The sequence below is a fragment of the Bacillus sp. B1-b2 genome, from assembly GCF_009183415.1.
Taxonomy (GTDB): domain Bacteria; phylum Bacillota; class Bacilli; order Bacillales; family Cytobacillaceae; genus Niallia.
Genome location: NZ_WEHU01000029.1, coordinates 37549 through 54260, shown reverse-complemented (window position 1 = coordinate 54260; position 16712 = coordinate 37549). Strand labels below are relative to the sequence as shown.

Annotated in this window: 14 protein-coding genes and 1 pseudogene; 13 read left to right on the top strand and 2 right to left on the bottom strand. The window is 30.7% G+C overall.

What is annotated here, in order from left to right; translation table 11 throughout:
* The first annotated feature begins 647 nt into the window (after positions 1-647).
* From F9279_RS20615 to F9279_RS26100, 12 genes are all read left to right on the top strand, one after another.
* Entirely contained in the window at positions 648-869 is a 222-nt protein-coding gene (locus F9279_RS20615) for a hypothetical protein (protein WP_016205245.1), read from the top strand.
* A 1600-nt stretch (positions 870-2469) separates the two neighbouring features.
* Positions 2470-3684, top strand: a complete 1215-nt coding sequence (locus F9279_RS20610) for a replication initiation protein (protein ID WP_016205244.1) — start codon at positions 2470-2472, stop codon at positions 3682-3684.
* 98 nt (positions 3685-3782) lie between these two features.
* Entirely contained in the window at positions 3783-4919 is a 1137-nt protein-coding gene (locus F9279_RS20605; RefSeq protein ID WP_152116078.1) for a DUF418 domain-containing protein, read from the top strand.
* Positions 4920-5121: 202 nt separating this feature from the next.
* On the top strand, positions 5122-5481 hold the full coding sequence (locus F9279_RS20600; RefSeq protein WP_016205242.1) for a DUF6018 family natural product bioysynthesis protein: 360 nt from the start codon (positions 5122-5124) through the stop codon (positions 5479-5481).
* Positions 5482-5526: 45 nt separating this feature from the next.
* Positions 5527-6186, top strand: a complete 660-nt coding sequence (locus F9279_RS20595) for a JAB domain-containing protein (RefSeq protein WP_152116077.1) — start codon at positions 5527-5529, stop codon at positions 6184-6186.
* Complete coding sequence (locus tag F9279_RS20590; protein ID WP_016205240.1) at positions 6183-6587, top strand: single-stranded DNA-binding protein; 405 nt, start codon at positions 6183-6185, stop codon at positions 6585-6587. Before F9279_RS20595 ends, F9279_RS20590 begins: the two co-directional genes overlap by 4 nt.
* A gap of 800 nt (positions 6588-7387) precedes the next feature.
* Positions 7388-9187 carry a group II intron reverse transcriptase/maturase gene (ltrA, locus tag F9279_RS20585; RefSeq protein ID WP_016205239.1) on the top strand — a complete coding sequence of 600 codons (1800 nt, stop codon included), beginning with the start codon at positions 7388-7390 and terminating at the stop codon, positions 9185-9187.
* An 80-nt stretch (positions 9188-9267) separates the two neighbouring features.
* Positions 9268-10350, top strand: a complete 1083-nt coding sequence (locus F9279_RS20580) for a DUF6094 domain-containing protein (protein ID WP_222125405.1) — start codon at positions 9268-9270, stop codon at positions 10348-10350.
* 11 nt (positions 10351-10361) lie between these two features.
* A complete protein-coding gene (locus F9279_RS20575) occupies positions 10362-11366 on the top strand; it encodes a DNA cytosine methyltransferase (RefSeq protein ID WP_152116076.1) in 1005 nt (334 codons plus the stop codon).
* Between the two features lie 65 nt (positions 11367-11431).
* Entirely contained in the window at positions 11432-13150 is a 1719-nt protein-coding gene (locus tag F9279_RS20570; RefSeq protein ID WP_152116075.1) for an LPD1 domain-containing protein, read from the top strand.
* Between the two features lie 505 nt (positions 13151-13655).
* On the top strand, positions 13656-13925 hold the full coding sequence (locus F9279_RS20565) for a hypothetical protein (protein ID WP_016205235.1): 270 nt from the start codon (positions 13656-13658) through the stop codon (positions 13923-13925).
* A 355-nt stretch (positions 13926-14280) separates the two neighbouring features.
* The gene (locus F9279_RS26100) at positions 14281-15372 is read left to right on the top strand and encodes a DnaA N-terminal domain-containing protein (protein WP_152116074.1); all 1092 of its coding nucleotides are present in this window, start codon (positions 14281-14283) and stop codon (positions 15370-15372) included.
* Positions 15373-15376: 4 nt separating this feature from the next.
* Here F9279_RS26100 and F9279_RS25785 read toward each other — a convergent pair.
* Together F9279_RS25785 and sinI are read right to left on the bottom strand one after the other, a co-directional pair.
* Positions 15377-15579 (bottom strand): annotated as a pseudogene (locus tag F9279_RS25785) (hypothetical protein); the annotation flags it as partial.
* Positions 15580-15673: 94 nt separating this feature from the next.
* On the bottom strand, positions 15674-15778 hold the full coding sequence (gene sinI, locus F9279_RS20550) for a DNA-binding anti-repressor SinI (RefSeq protein WP_152116079.1): 105 nt from the start codon (positions 15776-15778) through the stop codon (positions 15674-15676).
* Between the two features lie 354 nt (positions 15779-16132).
* On the opposite strand from sinI, the gene F9279_RS20545 reads away from it, so the two are divergent.
* Positions 16133-16681, top strand: a complete 549-nt coding sequence (locus tag F9279_RS20545; protein ID WP_152116073.1) for a DUF3231 family protein — start codon at positions 16133-16135, stop codon at positions 16679-16681.
* Positions 16682-16712 lie beyond the last annotated feature (31 nt).

Here is a 16712-nt window from a genome sequence, read left to right as displayed (position 1 = left end):
AATATACCAAAAATAATAAAAACAGAAGATGTATTATTCGTTGATAATTCATCAGAAATTTATCATGGCCAAAAAACAATTAAGAAACATTTTCTCGTGTCGGTTCTACTTAAATTTAATGAGTAAGAAAGATATATAACTACAGATATTTTGGCTGCTAACGAGGACCATGCAAAGAGAATTATCAAGGTAAACTATAGTATGTTTCATATTTTAAATATAAATGTTAAGAATGTGAACATTGTTAGGTTATTCAATAATATCCAATAAGGAAAAGGGAGAAACCACTATTACTATTATCACTAGTAGTGGTTTCTTAATGAAAAAGATTTAATTGACATACTTAATAAACGTGGATGGGATTATATAATCGAAAAAAAAGGAAACATTAGATTTATTTTAGAGAATCAAGAAATTATATGTTCTAAAGTGGACACAGAAGGCATTAAAAAAATCATACTTGATATTATAAACTGGTAAACTAGCAGGATTGCATTAGAGGGGAGAAAATCCTTTTAGAACAATTATTATAGATTTTAGATAAGAAACCTTTCTCTTATAACAGAAGCGCAAATAACAGCTATTTTGTAAGTTAGAGAGTATCTAGAACACATCCTTGACACTAAATCTATATTGGAGGAAATAAGATGTTATTAAAACATGTAGAATTAGAAGATATTGAAAATAATGATGGTTGGACTAATAAAGTTGACATTTATGGTTATGAAAATAAGGTATGGGTAATGGCTCATGGTTTTTTTAAAGAATACCCTACTAGGGATTTTGAGAATACAAAAAATAAAATTGATAGTATTATTGCTAAATTAAAAGAGGTGTCTTTTAAAATAATTTATATCAAACAATATTAGTACTAAACAAAGGGTATGGATAATATAATTTATCTATACTCTTTATTATATATAAATTATCTAGCTTTCTAGTTTTAATATTTTAACTTATTTTTAATAGTTTTAGATGTTTTAATATTTTATCGTAGCTTTAAACCCTTGGTACTAATAGGTTAATAGTAGACAATTATAGCAAAATTGGGATAAAATATAACATTTTTAGGATGAAATATAGCAATTTTGGGACGAAATATAGCAAATTTAGGGTGAAAATGTAACATTTTTGGGATAAAATATAACATTTTTAGGATATGTAGTTACCTTAGTTTTATAGTTTTAATATTTTAGGTATCTGATGAACCCTTGATATATCTGTGTTTAATGATAGTAAATATATCATATTTGGGATAAAAAATAACGTTTTTGGGATAAAGTATAACAATTTTGGGATCAAATGAACAAATGATATTTAAGCACGTTACATTTAGTTGATAATTTAAAGACATCTTTTATAAATTGCATTTCTTAAATTACTCGAGTCCACAGGATCTTTAAAATCATAATGATATGCATATATTTTTTATTAAAAAATATATTTAATACGCTCTTAAAAATTACTACTAAAAAACATCCCAAATATGTTATCTTTTTTCAGATTTTGAATTATAACATATTTGGGATGTTTTTTCTTTTAATAATTGAACTATAAAATTTTTGGGATGCAGTGTCTTTTGAAAAAGGAACTATAACATATTTGGGATAGTGTTATCTTTGGATAAGTGAACTATAACATATTTGGGAATGTTATCAATGGAATGAGTGAACTATAACATATCTGGGGTAGGGTCATCTATGGAAAAAGCGAAACTATAACATATTTGGGATAATGTTATCAATGGAATGAGTGAACTATAACATATCTGGGGTAGGGTCATCTATGGAAAAAGCGAAACTATAACATATTTGGGATAATGTTATCTATGGAAAAAGCGGAACTATAACATATTTGGGATAGTGTTATCTATGGAAAAAGCGGAACTATAACATATTTGGGATAGTGTTATCTATGAAAAAAGCGGAACTATAACATATTTGGGATAGTGTTATCTATGGAAAAAGCGGAACTATAACATATTTGGGATAGTGTTATCTATGAAAAAAGCGGAACTATAACATATTTGGGATGTGTTATCTACGGAATAAGTGAACTATAACATATTTGGGATAGTGTTATCTATGAAAAAAGCGGAACTATAACATATTTGGGATAGTGTTATCTATGAAAAAAGCGGAACTATAACATATTTGGGATAATGTTATCTATGAAAAAAGTGGAACTATAACATATTTGGGATAATGTTATCTATGAAAAAAGTGGAACTATAACATATTTGGGATAATGTTATCTATGAAAAAAGTGGAACTATAACATATTTGGGATAGTGTTATCTATGAAAAAAGCAGAACTATGACATATTTGGGGTAGGCAAGTTTAAGATATTACCAATTAGAATATTCTGAAATATAACAGTTAATAATCTTTTGTTATATTTCACTTTCTTTTCTCTGAAAATAATGTCATAATTTGTTTAAGATTACAAACTTGTTAGTAGGTGATAGTTTGATAGAAACAAAGCAAGTTGAATTTAAAGTAAATGATCTAATCATCCAGTCTAATGATTTAATAGAGGCTTATTATGATAATGAATTAACCACTTTAGAGCATAAGTTTATTCGATATGTTGCTAGTAAAATTAAGAAAAATGATTCCCAATTTCCAGACTACACAATTACTGTTAAAGAATTTGCAGAAGTCATGAATGTTAAAGGAAATAATTATCATAGTCAGGTAAAAGAGTTAGCTGATGATCTAACAAGAAAAAGAATAAAGATTCGCTCGTCTAATGATAAAATGGGATGGTTTCCATGGTTTAGCGCTATTATATATGATAATGGTACTGTTCATGTTTCTTTTAATCCAATAATTAAAGATTATTTAATTAGCTTAGACAGTAGATTTACAGGATATTCATTTGATGATATAAAAAAATTAAAAAGTGGATATACAGTGAGAGTTTATGAACTGTTAAAACAGTATGAGAAAATTGGAAAAAGAACAATAGAGCTAGATGAACTTAAAAGGATGATTGGAGTAGGGGATAAGTATCCTGTATACGGGAATTTCAAACAACGAATATTAAATGTTGCAAAAAAAGAATTAGAAGCAACTGGAGAATTATACTTTTCTTTTAAAGAAGTCAAACAAGGTAGAAAAACAGTAGCAATAGATTTTAATATTCATAAAAAAAGTCCTAAACAACAGACTCCTCTTTCAAAAGAAGCACAAGAATTTATTGAATCAGTAAAGAAATCTCTATATATTCATGGTATCGCTATTTCTGATAAGAAAATTCTATCCTGGAAAAAGTATGGAATAGAATTAATTTTAGAAGTTTTGGAAGAAATAAAGCATAGAGACATTGAAAATTATGAGAATTACATATCAAAAGTGTTAAAAAGTAAGTATGAAAATAAAGATGTTGATCCTGATATAGGAAAAGAGGAAAATACTAGCAAAGAAGTAATAGATGATATAAATGAAATAGATGAATCTCTATTAAATCTTGCTCGTCAAAACATCGTTGCAAAATATGCGCCTGGTAAGGAATTAATTCCAGATTATTTTCTAGAAAAAGAAGTAATTCCATTTTTCATGAAGTTCATGAACGTTAGTGAAAAAGTTGCAAGTGAATTATGGGAAAAATATAAAACAATTATTATGTATCAAATTAAAACCAAAAAAGATGAACAATTACAGAAACGATATAATAGATAACATAACAAAAAATAACTCAATGGGACTACCCCAAATATGAAGGTAAATCAAAGTTACCTAATATTTGGAGTAGTCTTTTTTGCGAAGGAGACTGAATAATGAGAAAGGAAAGAATACATTCAATTGATATTATAAGAGGATTTGCAATCTTAGGCATAGCTTTTGCAAATATATTACCACTAAGTGGTCCTCATTTATATGAATCCTCTCCAAGTAGTATTTGGATGGATCCTATTGATAAACTAGTAGAATCGATTTTATTTATCTTCGCTGAAGGTAATTTTTATTCCCTCTTCTCTATCCTTTTTGGTTTTAGCGCAATTATTTTTATGGAGAACGCAGAAGACAAAGGATATAATCCTTACTATTTATTCTCAAAGAGATTATGGATACTGTTTGCAATTGGATTTTTACATGCCTTTTTCATTTTTTATGGAGATATACTCATGATATACGCAGTAATCGGTTTGTTCTTACTTCCTGTATATAAAGTTCCTGGTCGTGTTATGATGCTGCTGATTGGTATATTTATGATTCCAATGTTGTTTGAATTAATTAAGATACTGTTATTTGATTATCAAATTGCAGCTGTTGATTATAACTTATTACAAAATGTGATTATTAATTATCAAACAGGGGGAAGAATTGCATTATTACAAAATACTGTTGATTGGTTAACGATTTACTCTATAGAAAATCTTCCATCTTTGTTCTGCAGTATTTATCCAATGTTTTTGTTAGGGATGATATTAGGAAAAAATAAAGCATTGATTACTAATATTAAGGGAATCCACAAATTAATGTGGGTGATAAGTGGTAGTATTGGTATTGCAATAAAAACATTAGCAATAATATATTCTGACTCCTACTTTTTAATAAGACTTTCAGAAATTTTTGGTAATATAAGCATGTCCATATTTTATGGTTTATCTATTCTGTTATTACTAAAAAAAACAGGAAAGCATTTCAAATTAATTGCTAATATAGGAAAAACATCTATGAGTAATTATTTATTCCAAACAACATGTTGTTTTTTCCTGTTTAAAGTATTTAAGTTATATGCACAAGTTTCACCTGGTCATTTAGTTTTTCTTTCTATAGCTTTAATATTCATACAAATATTATTAAGTAATTGGTGGTTAAAAAAACATAAGCAAGGACCCATTGAATCGATATGGCGTAAGTTAACTTACTATAAAAGGACTCCTTCCTATAATAGGGTTGATAAGAAATAGATATAATAGTAGAATGAAAATGTAACTATTTTATATTTTTAACATTTTAGCAGCCTTTTATCGGCTAGCAGTTTAGATATTAAACGCAGCGTCCTTTGGGATGATTTATTGAGTATTACACTTTATGTGTAATTCATTAAACCATCTCTCAGGGCGCTTTTTTGCGTTTTATATAAATAATATATTGAGAGGATGAAGAAAAATGATGAAAGAAACAATTAGTAAGGGGCCAGTTTTACAAGGAAATGTATTTGAGGAAAGTAAAAGAAAAGCGGAAAAAATTATTGCTAGTAAACCAATCTTACATTCTCGTCATAGTATCGAGATCATTTTGCCAGATGGGGAACGAAGAATATTTAAAGCTAAGTCAGTGTCAAAAGAACATGCATTTAATGAATTCTTAGTATTTATTGAGTGTTTAGAGCAAGGAATTAACTCAAAAGTAATGTGGAGGTATAAAGGCGATAAGGTTTATCATTTTAGTACAACTATCAACGAAAAACCTTCTACAATTACACGCTTAAAGAAAGCGATAATGGGATATTTTTTTGATATTGAATAAGAGCTATGAGGACATTTACATTTAATTAAGAGAGGTAGATTTATTATGAGTAGATATAACGACGCAAAGGAATATATTAAGTATTTTGGGGAGAATGACACTAGTCTTCCACATTTACTGGCTATTATTGTCGGTGAAACCGTATGTGACTCAACGATCGATACTTTAGGTGAGTTAGGTTTTAGTGGGATTTCTCAATTATCTGAAGAGGAGCTATTGAAGTTCGAAGGAATAACTACGGAAACTTTATTTAGAATAAAAGCACTAAATGGAATCTTAAATATGGTACCAAAATTTGATTGGCAATCGGAATTTAAAATATCTTCTAAATTTGATGTAATTGAATATGTGAGAGATATTCGTTATAAGCAGGATTCACAATTAGATCTTTTATTTTTAAATAAGAATAATGTGGTTATAGGCAGACAAAATATTGTTAAAGGGACTAGAACACTCAATAAAGACTTAGTTCATTTGGCATTTCGACAAGCAATTAAAAGAAACGCTTCAAAAATAGTAGTCTGTAGTAATGAACCTGCAGGTTATGCAGTTTTAAAAGATGAAGACTATTCTTTATTCGACTATTTTTTATCTATATCCAATCTAATGAATGTTGAGGTACTTGATCATATTATTTTGGGTAAAAAAATGTGCGTTTCTATTGCGGAAGAGATTACGAATAAGTCCAAAGGAGAATTAGCATGAAAAACCAATGTAACCTAATAGGCCGATTGAGTAGAGATCCTTATTTAGCAGGTACAGAGGAAAATCCAGTCTGTTTTATGACACTTGCTGTAAATCGAAACTATAGAAATCAGCATGGAGAAAGAGAGGCAGACTTTATTCCAATTAAAGCATTTAAAGAGAAAAAGTTAGCTACCACTTGTCATAATAATTTACAAAAAGGTAGTTTAATTGCTGTTACAGCACGTTTGCAAGCAAAATTTAAGGATAATAAAACAGAAATTGAAATCATTGCAGAAGATATAGTCTTTTTAGATTCAGGTAAAAGGAGACTGAAGACTGAGGATGATGGAGAGAATAATCACAAATATTCATATGAGGAGAATTATCATCAAGAGGATATAATGCCTTGGGAAAGATAATATTGAGTAAACGTTCATTCTAATAGAATGGGCGTTTTTTCATGATTAAAAATAGGAGGAAATAACATGTCTCATATAGGTAACAAACGTGCGACACGTTGAGCTATAAATGACATTAAAAAAAGTCGTGAAAAGCTCGGATATGGGATTGCAAATTCATATCTAACTGTCATTCCAAACTATGAAATGAGGGAACTAACCACCCCGAAGCATAGTCACTAAGACTCCTACATGCGTCAACTCCCTCCGAAGGATTTGAGGTGTGAAGCTAGGTAAAGTCGATTGAAGTTGGTCCCAATGCTGTTATATGTAATGGTTCAACGATAAATCGGGTGTCTATAAAATATATATGGTGAGAATGTCCTTGTAACTGACGAACTTTCGAATGTACACAACTATAACCTAGATGATTAGGAATAATCATCGCCGTATAAAGCGGTACTTGTGAGGATGAGTAAGAATGTTTGTTATGAAAATCCTTAGCAACAAAGAAGGGTTGCTCCAGCAAGTAGTTGTAAAGAAAGCACCTAAGTATATATGAACAGATAGGAATGATTGGAACGTGGAAAGCGAGTAACGTGGAGGTTCGGAGACTTTTGAAGCGTTCATACGGAAAAGAGCAAATCTATAACGTGTGTTAATACTCGTGATGGTGGTGGCATGGTACCGAAGAAACAGGGATAACAAACTGTGGAGGGAAGGCCACTAGTCTAACGGAATTAAACAGAAAATTACTAGGGTAAGCAATCGGTTAGGACAAGTAGGCAAAATCCTTTTAAAGGAGAGTAGCGAACTTACCAATGAATGATAGTGTAAGATATTCCGAATATTATTTAATGCAACCAATTTTTGATAATCTATACGCCAAATCAAAAGAAAATTTTTCATTTTCTAATCTCTATGAACTAATTATTAGTAGAGACAATCTACTTTTAGCATATAGAAATATCAAATCCAATACGGGCAGTAAAACTGTTGGAACAGACGGATTAAGTATCAAAGATTATAAAATAATGGATGAAGCTACCTTTATCAATAATATCCGAGAAAGGTTAGCCAACTTCCACCCTAATAGTGTACGTCGAGTTTTCATTCCTAAAGCTAATGGAAAGGAAAGACCGCTTGGCATACCTACAATGGAAGATAGACTTATCCAACAATCCATAAAACAGATACTTGAACCAATATGTGAAGCGAAATTCTTTGAACATTCCTACGGTTTTAGACCAAACCGCTCAACACATCACGCTCTTGCAAGGATGCTAAACCTTATAAACGTAGGGAAAAATCATTATGTTGTTGATATTGACATTGAAGGATTCTTCGATAACGTCAATCACAACAAATTGATTAAACAACTATTTTCTTTAGGTATTAAGGACAAAAAGCTCCTGGCAATTATTAAAAAGATGTTAAAAGCCAATATTGAAGGTGAAGGGATACCAAACAAAGGTGTTCCACAAGGTGGAATACTTTCCCCTTTACTCTCAAATGTCGTTCTAAACGAACTCGACCATTGGGTAAGTGACCAATTTGAAACCTTCGACATTAGCAAACTAGGAAGTAAAGATACTCGTAAATACCGCTTTTTGCAGACCAAAACAAACATGAAGCAAGGCTTTATTGTTAGGTACGCAGACGACTTTAAAATCATCACAACTTCATATAATGAAGCGAAAAGATGGTATTTTGCAGTACAAAATTTCCTTGAAAAGAGACTAGGTTTAAATATCTCGAAAGAAAAATCGAAGATAACTAATCTCCGCAAAAGAAAATCCGAATTTCTTGGATTCAAAATTAAAGGGGTTAGGAAAGGAAAAAGAATCGTAGCACATAGTTTCATCAGCGATAAAAAGAAACAAGATATTATACAATCCTTACGCGAAAGAGCTAGAACACTATATCGTTCTAACACCCGAAAAGAAGCATATGAATACAACTCTTATATTAGAGGAATTCATAACTACTTTTCTGCTGCATCGCACGTTAGCGTTGATATGAAAGAAATTGCCTACAAAACTTACCGAACTATATGGAATAATCTTTCAAAAATTAGTGAATCAGGCAAATGTGAAGTGAAAGGATATGAAAGATACAATTACACTACCTTTTCCATCAAAGAAGTACCTTTAATTCCTGTTTCAGCGGTGAAATCTATCGTGGTGAAACAATTTCAACAAGATATTAATGACTACAGTCCGAAAGGTAGAGAGCTAAATAGTAAAGTCAATCTCATGTATAACATTCAAAAAGCTGTGCAACAACTAGCGAAAACTTACATTGAGAAAAGAAGCATTCAATACAATGATAATCGTGTCTCAAAGTTCAGTGCCAGTAAAGGCAAATGTTTTGTTACAGATGTGGACCTAACTAGAGACATTCACAACTATCATTGCCACCATATTACACCTATATATTTAGGTGGAACTGACGAATACGAAAATTTGGCTGTACTTCATAAATTTGCTCATATCTTGGTTCATGCTACGAAAGAGGAAACTATAGAAAAATATATGAGGTTGTTGAATATAAACGAATATCAACTAAAGAAATTAAACAAGCTTCGTAAAGCTTGCAAACTACAACCTATTAAAGACTAGTAAACTGTATAACCAGTTAGATGGGGCGCCGTATGAGGTGAAAGTCTCACGTACGGTGCTAACCGGGGGAAAAGTCGGAGATTACATCAAAGACTTACCTATCGGAACTAAAAGCAGGTTTTTTTGCAACACCTGAAACACAAGGTGAATATATCATTAAATTACTAAATGTCGAAGGTAGTGGTGTTTGGTTTGATCCCACTTGCGGAGAGGGAGAGATTCTAAATCAACTTGCAGCTGCCTTTAATAATGAAGAGACTATTATTAATACTTATGGAGTCGAACTTGATAGAAGACGTGCTGAACGCGCTTCAAAGCTTTTGAATCATTGTATAAATGCCCCTATAGAATCTATGGTAATACAAAATGAAGCTGTGTCATTCTTATTTCTTAATCCACCATATGATTTTGCATTAAAGGGGATGGATGATTCTTCAGCCAAAAGAAAAGAATGGGTTGAATTAGAAAGGAATTATAGATATCTAAAAGAGAATGGAATATTGATATATATTATTCCTTCATATCGTTTTGCAGATCAAAAAATTTCTAGGTTTTTAGCAACTAACTTTAATGAAGTTGGCATTATGCGATTTTCAAAAGAGGATTATGAAGACTATAAACAGTGTATTTTTATTGGAAGAAAAAAGGCAGGAAAATATAAAGGAATTAATGAAAAATTATATGATTTTTTATTAAGAATGGATTCCGAGGAATTTATATTAAAGAATGTAAATACGATTGATCAGATTGTAACTAGAGAATTTAAATGGAATGTACCAAGCGGTTATAAAAACTTATCTACATTTTATACAAAATTGGCAAATAAAGACGATTTTGTTGAAAGTATTAGAGAGAGTAAAGGATTCGAAGCTTTTATGAATAGAACCAAGCCACGCCAATTAAGTATAGGTGGAGAACCTATTCTGCCGCTTAATCAAGGGCAATTGTCTTTATTATTAGCAAGCGGAGCGATTAATGGTGAGCTAGGTGAAGGCGAAAATTATCATTTAGTACAAGGTCTTGAATCCGTTTCTAAAATTGTGGATGAAGAGGTAAAACATCACGACAATGGCAGCAAGACTGTAATAACTAAAACCAGAACAAAGAGGGATGTATCTGTAAAGATAATAACTCCAAATGGGATGATAAAAAAATTAGTGTGACGGTGATTGATATGATAAAAATTTTAGAATTATTCGGAGGTATTGGGGCCCCAAGAAAAGCTTTATTAAATCTGGGGGTTGATCATAAAGCTATAGATTATGTAGAGATAAAAGAAAATAGAGTACGTGCTTATAATGCTCTATATGACCATGCTCATAAACCACAATCCGTTGTTGGATGGAATCTGAAGCCGGATATCCTTATCCACGGATCTCCCTGCCAAGATTTTTCAAGGTCAGGATATAGAAAAGGTGGAAATATAAAGACTAAGACTCGCAGTTCATTAATGTTTGAAACGCTTAAAATTATAGAAAATATGGGGAAGTGGAAACCAAAAGTTGTAATTTGGGAAAATGTAAAAGGCGTTTTAGATAGAGACCTAATTGGCCCGTTTAACTCTTATATTCAACAAATGCGTAAACTAGGATACACAAATTCTTTCGATGTTTTAAATGCTGTTGACTTTGGTATTCCACAGCAAAGAGAAAGAGTGTTTTGTATATCCATTTTTGGAAAAGAGGCATTTGACTTCAATAAATTAGAAAGAACCCCAATGCGTCATATTAGTGAATTTTTAGAGAATAAAGTAACTGGCTCTCAGTATTTGGTTAATGTTCCAAGTATGTTGAGTAGAATAGAAGAATTTAACCCAGTAAAGGAAACGGATAAGTACAAACGTAGATTATCCGTAATAGAAGATTATTGTTGGACTATAACAGAAAGACAAGATCGATGTCCTAACGCTGGAATTATTAGATTAAAAGATAAAGTGGGATATAGATATCTAACTGAAAGAGAAGTATGGAGATTAATGGGTTTTGATGATAAAGATTTTGAATTAATCTTGGAACAATTCCCTTCTAGAAAGGGTTGTAGAAATGCTACTCTTTACGAACTAGCAGGAAATAGTATAGTAGTCCCAATTTTAGAAGCAATTTTTAAAGTTATTCTAAAAGAGGATTTTGCAGAAGATTTACTAACAAATACAAAAGGGCAATTAGAGTTGATTATTTAAAAATATAAAATGGAAAAAACGGATTAGATCTAATATTCTAATCCGTTTATTAGGAGGATATAAACATGAACTCACAATTAAGTATTTTTGACCTTAATATTAAGAAAGTTAAAGAAATAAGAACAGAAAAGCAAATTGATAAGAATGTTGCATATGACGTTGGAGACTTTATTACTGGTTCTAGAAAAGAATTAGATAAAATAAAAAGAAGATTTCAGGAAAATCATTCTGAGGAAGAATTAGAAAACATAGAAAAGCTTAATCCGCTTCTTTCAGAGGAATTAATAACCAAAAGAGAATTAACAAAATCTTTTTCTCTGAAGCTTGAGAAGGAAAATGGTGTAGAACCAGGAGTTGCTAAATTGAAGCAATTAATTATTAATAGAATAGATAAGGTTCCCGCTGTTCAAACAAAAGAGGGAAGAAGAGACTTTATGTTAGCAATCCAAAGTTTCTTAGAACTTATTAATAAAGTGAAAAAGTGGGACGATGTTTCAGACTTTATTGTTGGTTTTTCCAAAACGCTTATATTAGAAAGAAATAAAGAATCAGATACAAATTTCTTTATTTTAGGGAAAAGCTTCTTAAAATTTTTTCTGAGGGCAGGATATAAATCATCTATTAATACAGCATCAAAAATAAATACATGGGACGATATCTTTGGGAAAAAGGAAAATGGCGTAAAAGGTACAAAAAAGAAAAATAGTAAATGGGAAAGAGTATTACCAGAAAGACCTGATAGAAGAGGTGGGAAACCAAGCGCGGTAAAAAAGCCAGAAGATTTGGTGGAGTTGTTTGGATTTCGAGGAGTGCAATTTGGCCATTATATGGATGATGAAAAAGGCATGGAGCATTTAGTTCGAGCTTCAGAAGCAATTTTGGATTTAGCAGATGTACTTGAAATTGATGTTACTTCTTTATCTTTAGATGGAACACTTGGACTAGCGTTTGGAGCAAGAGGAAGAGGCGGAAATGCATTAGGTACTTATGAGGCTCTATCAAGAGTTATTAATATGACAAAAAATAAAGGTTGTTTAGGAATTCTCGCCCATGAGCTATTTCATAGCATTGATCACTACATTTACATTAAAAGTCATAAAAATACAAGTAGTAGAGGATATGGAACAGAATGTAATACACTAGGTGAACAAATACCTTCTCAAATAAAAAGTGCCTTAGAATATTTATCTGAGAGTTTAAGAGAAGGAAATGGAACAGCATATTTCATAAACACAAACAAAGATGATGTTACTTATAGAGGAGTTGCTTTAAAAAGAGATTATGAACGTTTTAACGGAGATATAGCATTAGCTATAAAAAAAGAATGTACTATTCAGCAAGATAGCATAAATAGAAGACTTGATTTTTCTCAGTATTATGGAGCATCAGAAATTTCACTAAAGAAAGAAAAAGAAAAACTCAAAAGAAGGGCAAAAAGAGAAGTTAAAAAATATGCATTGGCTATGGCTTGGTATCATGAAAAAATTACTGGAGAAAGAGTTGAAAGAATGCCTTATCCAACTGATAAATCACAATATTACCTAAATGCAATCGAGTTAGACGATGGAAATGAATCTAAATATTGGAGTAATATTATTGAAATGGCTGCAAGGGCGTTTGAAGCTTACATTGCAGATAAACTATCAGCAACTAATAGACGTAATGACTATCTAGTGTATGGGACATCAGATGAGATTGCTTTTCCTCAAGGAAAAGAGCGAGAAAAAATAAATAAAGCTTTTGATATATTATTTGATACATTAAAGATCAATGACATATTATAAATCAAAAAATATAAGAAATCCAAGATATCTAGCTCAAGATACCTTGGGTTTCTTTTTTATATAAAAATTACTATTAACTTCTTTATAACTCTAACTTTAGACCCTAACATTTTGTTTATTCTTTATATATACTTTATACTATAGTTTTATTATGATGATGGTAAAATGATAACTAATAGCCAATTTAATTGAAGAGTGAATAAATAAATGGAGTGTCCAAAGGACTTTAAAAATAAAGTTGTTTTCTTCCTCAAAATGGTTATAATATAGGTAATATGTCATTAGCGTTACAAAAGAATAGGAAATTTATAAAGAAATTCACTGTATACCGGAACTTTATTACTTAATATCTAAAGTGTAATAACAGCTAAGTAAACGTTGGTTTAGTTAGCTTTTTTTTGGTGAATTATATACTTTATTGAGAGATATCTATAGAAATTTATAAAATGTTTGTATATATAAGTTAAAATAAATAGAAGATGATATAAGAATGAGGGATATTAAGATGGAAAATTACTTATTAAAACGGATAGGTTTTACATCTGAAGATAATTATGTGATTTTATATTCTTTGTTAAAGGAAAATTTTACAAATTGTAATGAAAATATAAGATCTAGTGTTTTACTTTCTATAATTCAAGAAAAACCTAAAAATAGATGTAAAAAAGTCCAAGAAGTAAAATTGCTAATTTCTAAGGAACAAGCCGATTACTTATTAAAAATTAATGAAGAAAAAGAGTTAATAAGAGAAATAAATTCCATCATATTGAAATAATTAATACCTTTGGAAATTAATCCTATTGAATAATTCCAAAAAGTATGTTTTAATAAATTCAATATTAAATACAAAGGGAAAAACCCTATGAAAAGGCCAAATTTCGATTTGGTATTTTGTCATAGGGTTTTTCCCTTTTTGTTTAATCCATAAACAAAAGCTTGTATGATAAAATAAAAAAAACCACCTAGATACAATTAAACTATCAGGCGCTAAACTGATAGTAGTTTAATTGAGTGAAAGCGGGAGTTTTCTAAACTTATATTCTTGAAAATATTTTAACATAAATATATGTTTTAGCAAGTAAAACTCCTTCTTTAATTTGTTTACTTGGGTTTACTTAGGAGGAACAATAGTGGAAGAAGAGTATTATAATTTAAAAGGTAAAAAGGATAAACTAAAGTATTTTCGATTAAAAGATACAGGTATGTTTACGCAAAGAAGTAAATTGATAAATATAGAGGATACTCAAGAATATAAAACCTATTTTTACCCAGAGCAAGATAAATTGATCTTTGAGGAAAATCAAGTTAGAAATTTTAGTTTAGACGAGCACGGAGAGTCTATTCCAGCAATTGATGGTGAACTTACTATTTTTAATAACTATTTTTTTGACTTTTGGGGATTTTATCTGGGAGACGCCACACGATTATATGCATATTTAAAAAGACATGCTTATGGGGAAAAAGACTATGTGTATCCCAATTTTGAATTGATTTCAGAGAAAATGGATAAATCAAGAAAAACATTACATACCTATTTAGATATACTAGAGCATTACGGCTTTGTCTATAAGTTTAATGTAATAAATGAGTCTCGGAATAATATGGAAGAGAGTCCTATTTTTAAAGTCAGGAAACAAACTCCTTTATTATCTAAAAAGCTAATAGAGGGAGATAATAATATAATTATCCCTGAAAACGCACCTGCTCATGTAAAGAAAATGCTAAAAAAAGAGCGTGAAGGATTACCTCCTAGATTACGCAAAGAGCACGAAGTTTTTACCAAGAAGCATTTAAAAAACAAAGCGGATATCCTTCCAGAACAATTAGATTATGAGGAGATTTACAATAAATACTTACAATATAAAGATATACTTAAAAATATTCATAAAAAAGTTCAAAGTGAAGAAGTTGACCCAACTATTACCTATTCTGAAACAGAGGTACATTTAAAAAAGAATATGACACAAGATGAAAAACTGCTTTTAGCTGTTGTTCTAGAATCTGCACAAGCAAATATTTCTAAACCCTCTTTCGATACTTGGTTTAAAGATATCCTAATAAAAGTTCAAAATAATATTTTAACTATTTATGCACCGAACGAATTTGCTATGGATTGGCTAGAAGAAAGATATAAAGATAATATAGTAGAATGGGTGAATAAAACAGGTAGTTGGATCACTGACATAAATTTCTCCCATTATGAATGTTATAAGCAAGTTTAATTAATATTAATCCGACCGTCACCCAATAGGCTGCAAAGACAAAGGGGAGAAAAGAATAGGGAGGTTGTCCACCTCCTGCGTCTTTGTAGGCATCCCACATGCAAAGAAATACAGACAGGGATAAAACATCAACCATCCATAATTGGTTTGCTCGATTGCTTCTTCAAGCCTTCCATTAAAACTCAATAAGATAACTTCATTAAAGTTTACCTATACAGATAGTAAATACGTTTGGAACTGGTGATTGAAGGAAAAGAAAACTTTAATTTTATTTCAATAAAAAATTCCTTTAAAAAAGAACTTAAGAACTTACTTCGTTATGTATTAAATTCATATCTTTTTGTAGAAATGCACGAATTTCATCTAGTGTAAGCCCCATCTGACGTGCAAGCAAAATTAGCTCAATCCCATTCTGTGTCTAAAGTATCATTATCCAACCTATCAACCACCCCGAAAATTGACCTATGCAATTTCCTTTTATTGTATATCCACATATCCTTTTTACGAATACGATACTGGATTCTATTTAAAGTTTATGTCGTTTTTTAGGAAAATCTATTTATTTTTTTGTGGAAATCTCAAGCGCGAAAGCAGGACATTAAGTCGTTTTTTTACTAGGGGTACAGTCAAGAAAACGAGGATATATTTACTAGCCATATGGGTGGGTAGTAAAGGTAATCTGAAATGTTGTATGTATCCTATAATGAATTTAAATTATTCTTTTGTTTAATATTAAATGGGATGGCAGGAGGTGAAAAAGATGCCAAATATTTTTGAAGCAGTAACTAATACGTTAAAAACGTTAGTTGTTGATGAATCAAATTCACCACTTCATACAGGAGAAGTAACAAGTTGTTGGACTTACTATACTTCTATAAAAGAGTTTATTCGTTTTGAAGAAGTTGGGTTGAATACAACAGTTGATGATGAAGTGCGTGAAATGTTGACAGATGCAATTAAACTGTGTGAGAAACAAGTGACTCAATTAGAGGAATTTATGAAAAAGGAAGGAATCCCACTACCTGAACTGCCAGCATCTAAGCCAGCATCAGACCCAAATGATATTCCGTTAGGTGCAAAATCAACTGATGATGAAATTACAAATGGTGTTGGAATTAAGGTTGCTACTGCAATTATGCAGTGTGCTACTGGTCAAGCACAATCGATTCGGAATGATCTTGGACTAATGTGGGTAAAATTTCATTTGGAAATGGTTACCTTTGGAACAACTCTAAAAACATTAATGCAAAAAAGAGGTTGGATTAGAGTTCCTCCATATTACTATCCCCCAGGAATGCCGAAACAATAAACAAAAAGAGCCAATTTTGGCTCTTTTTTAA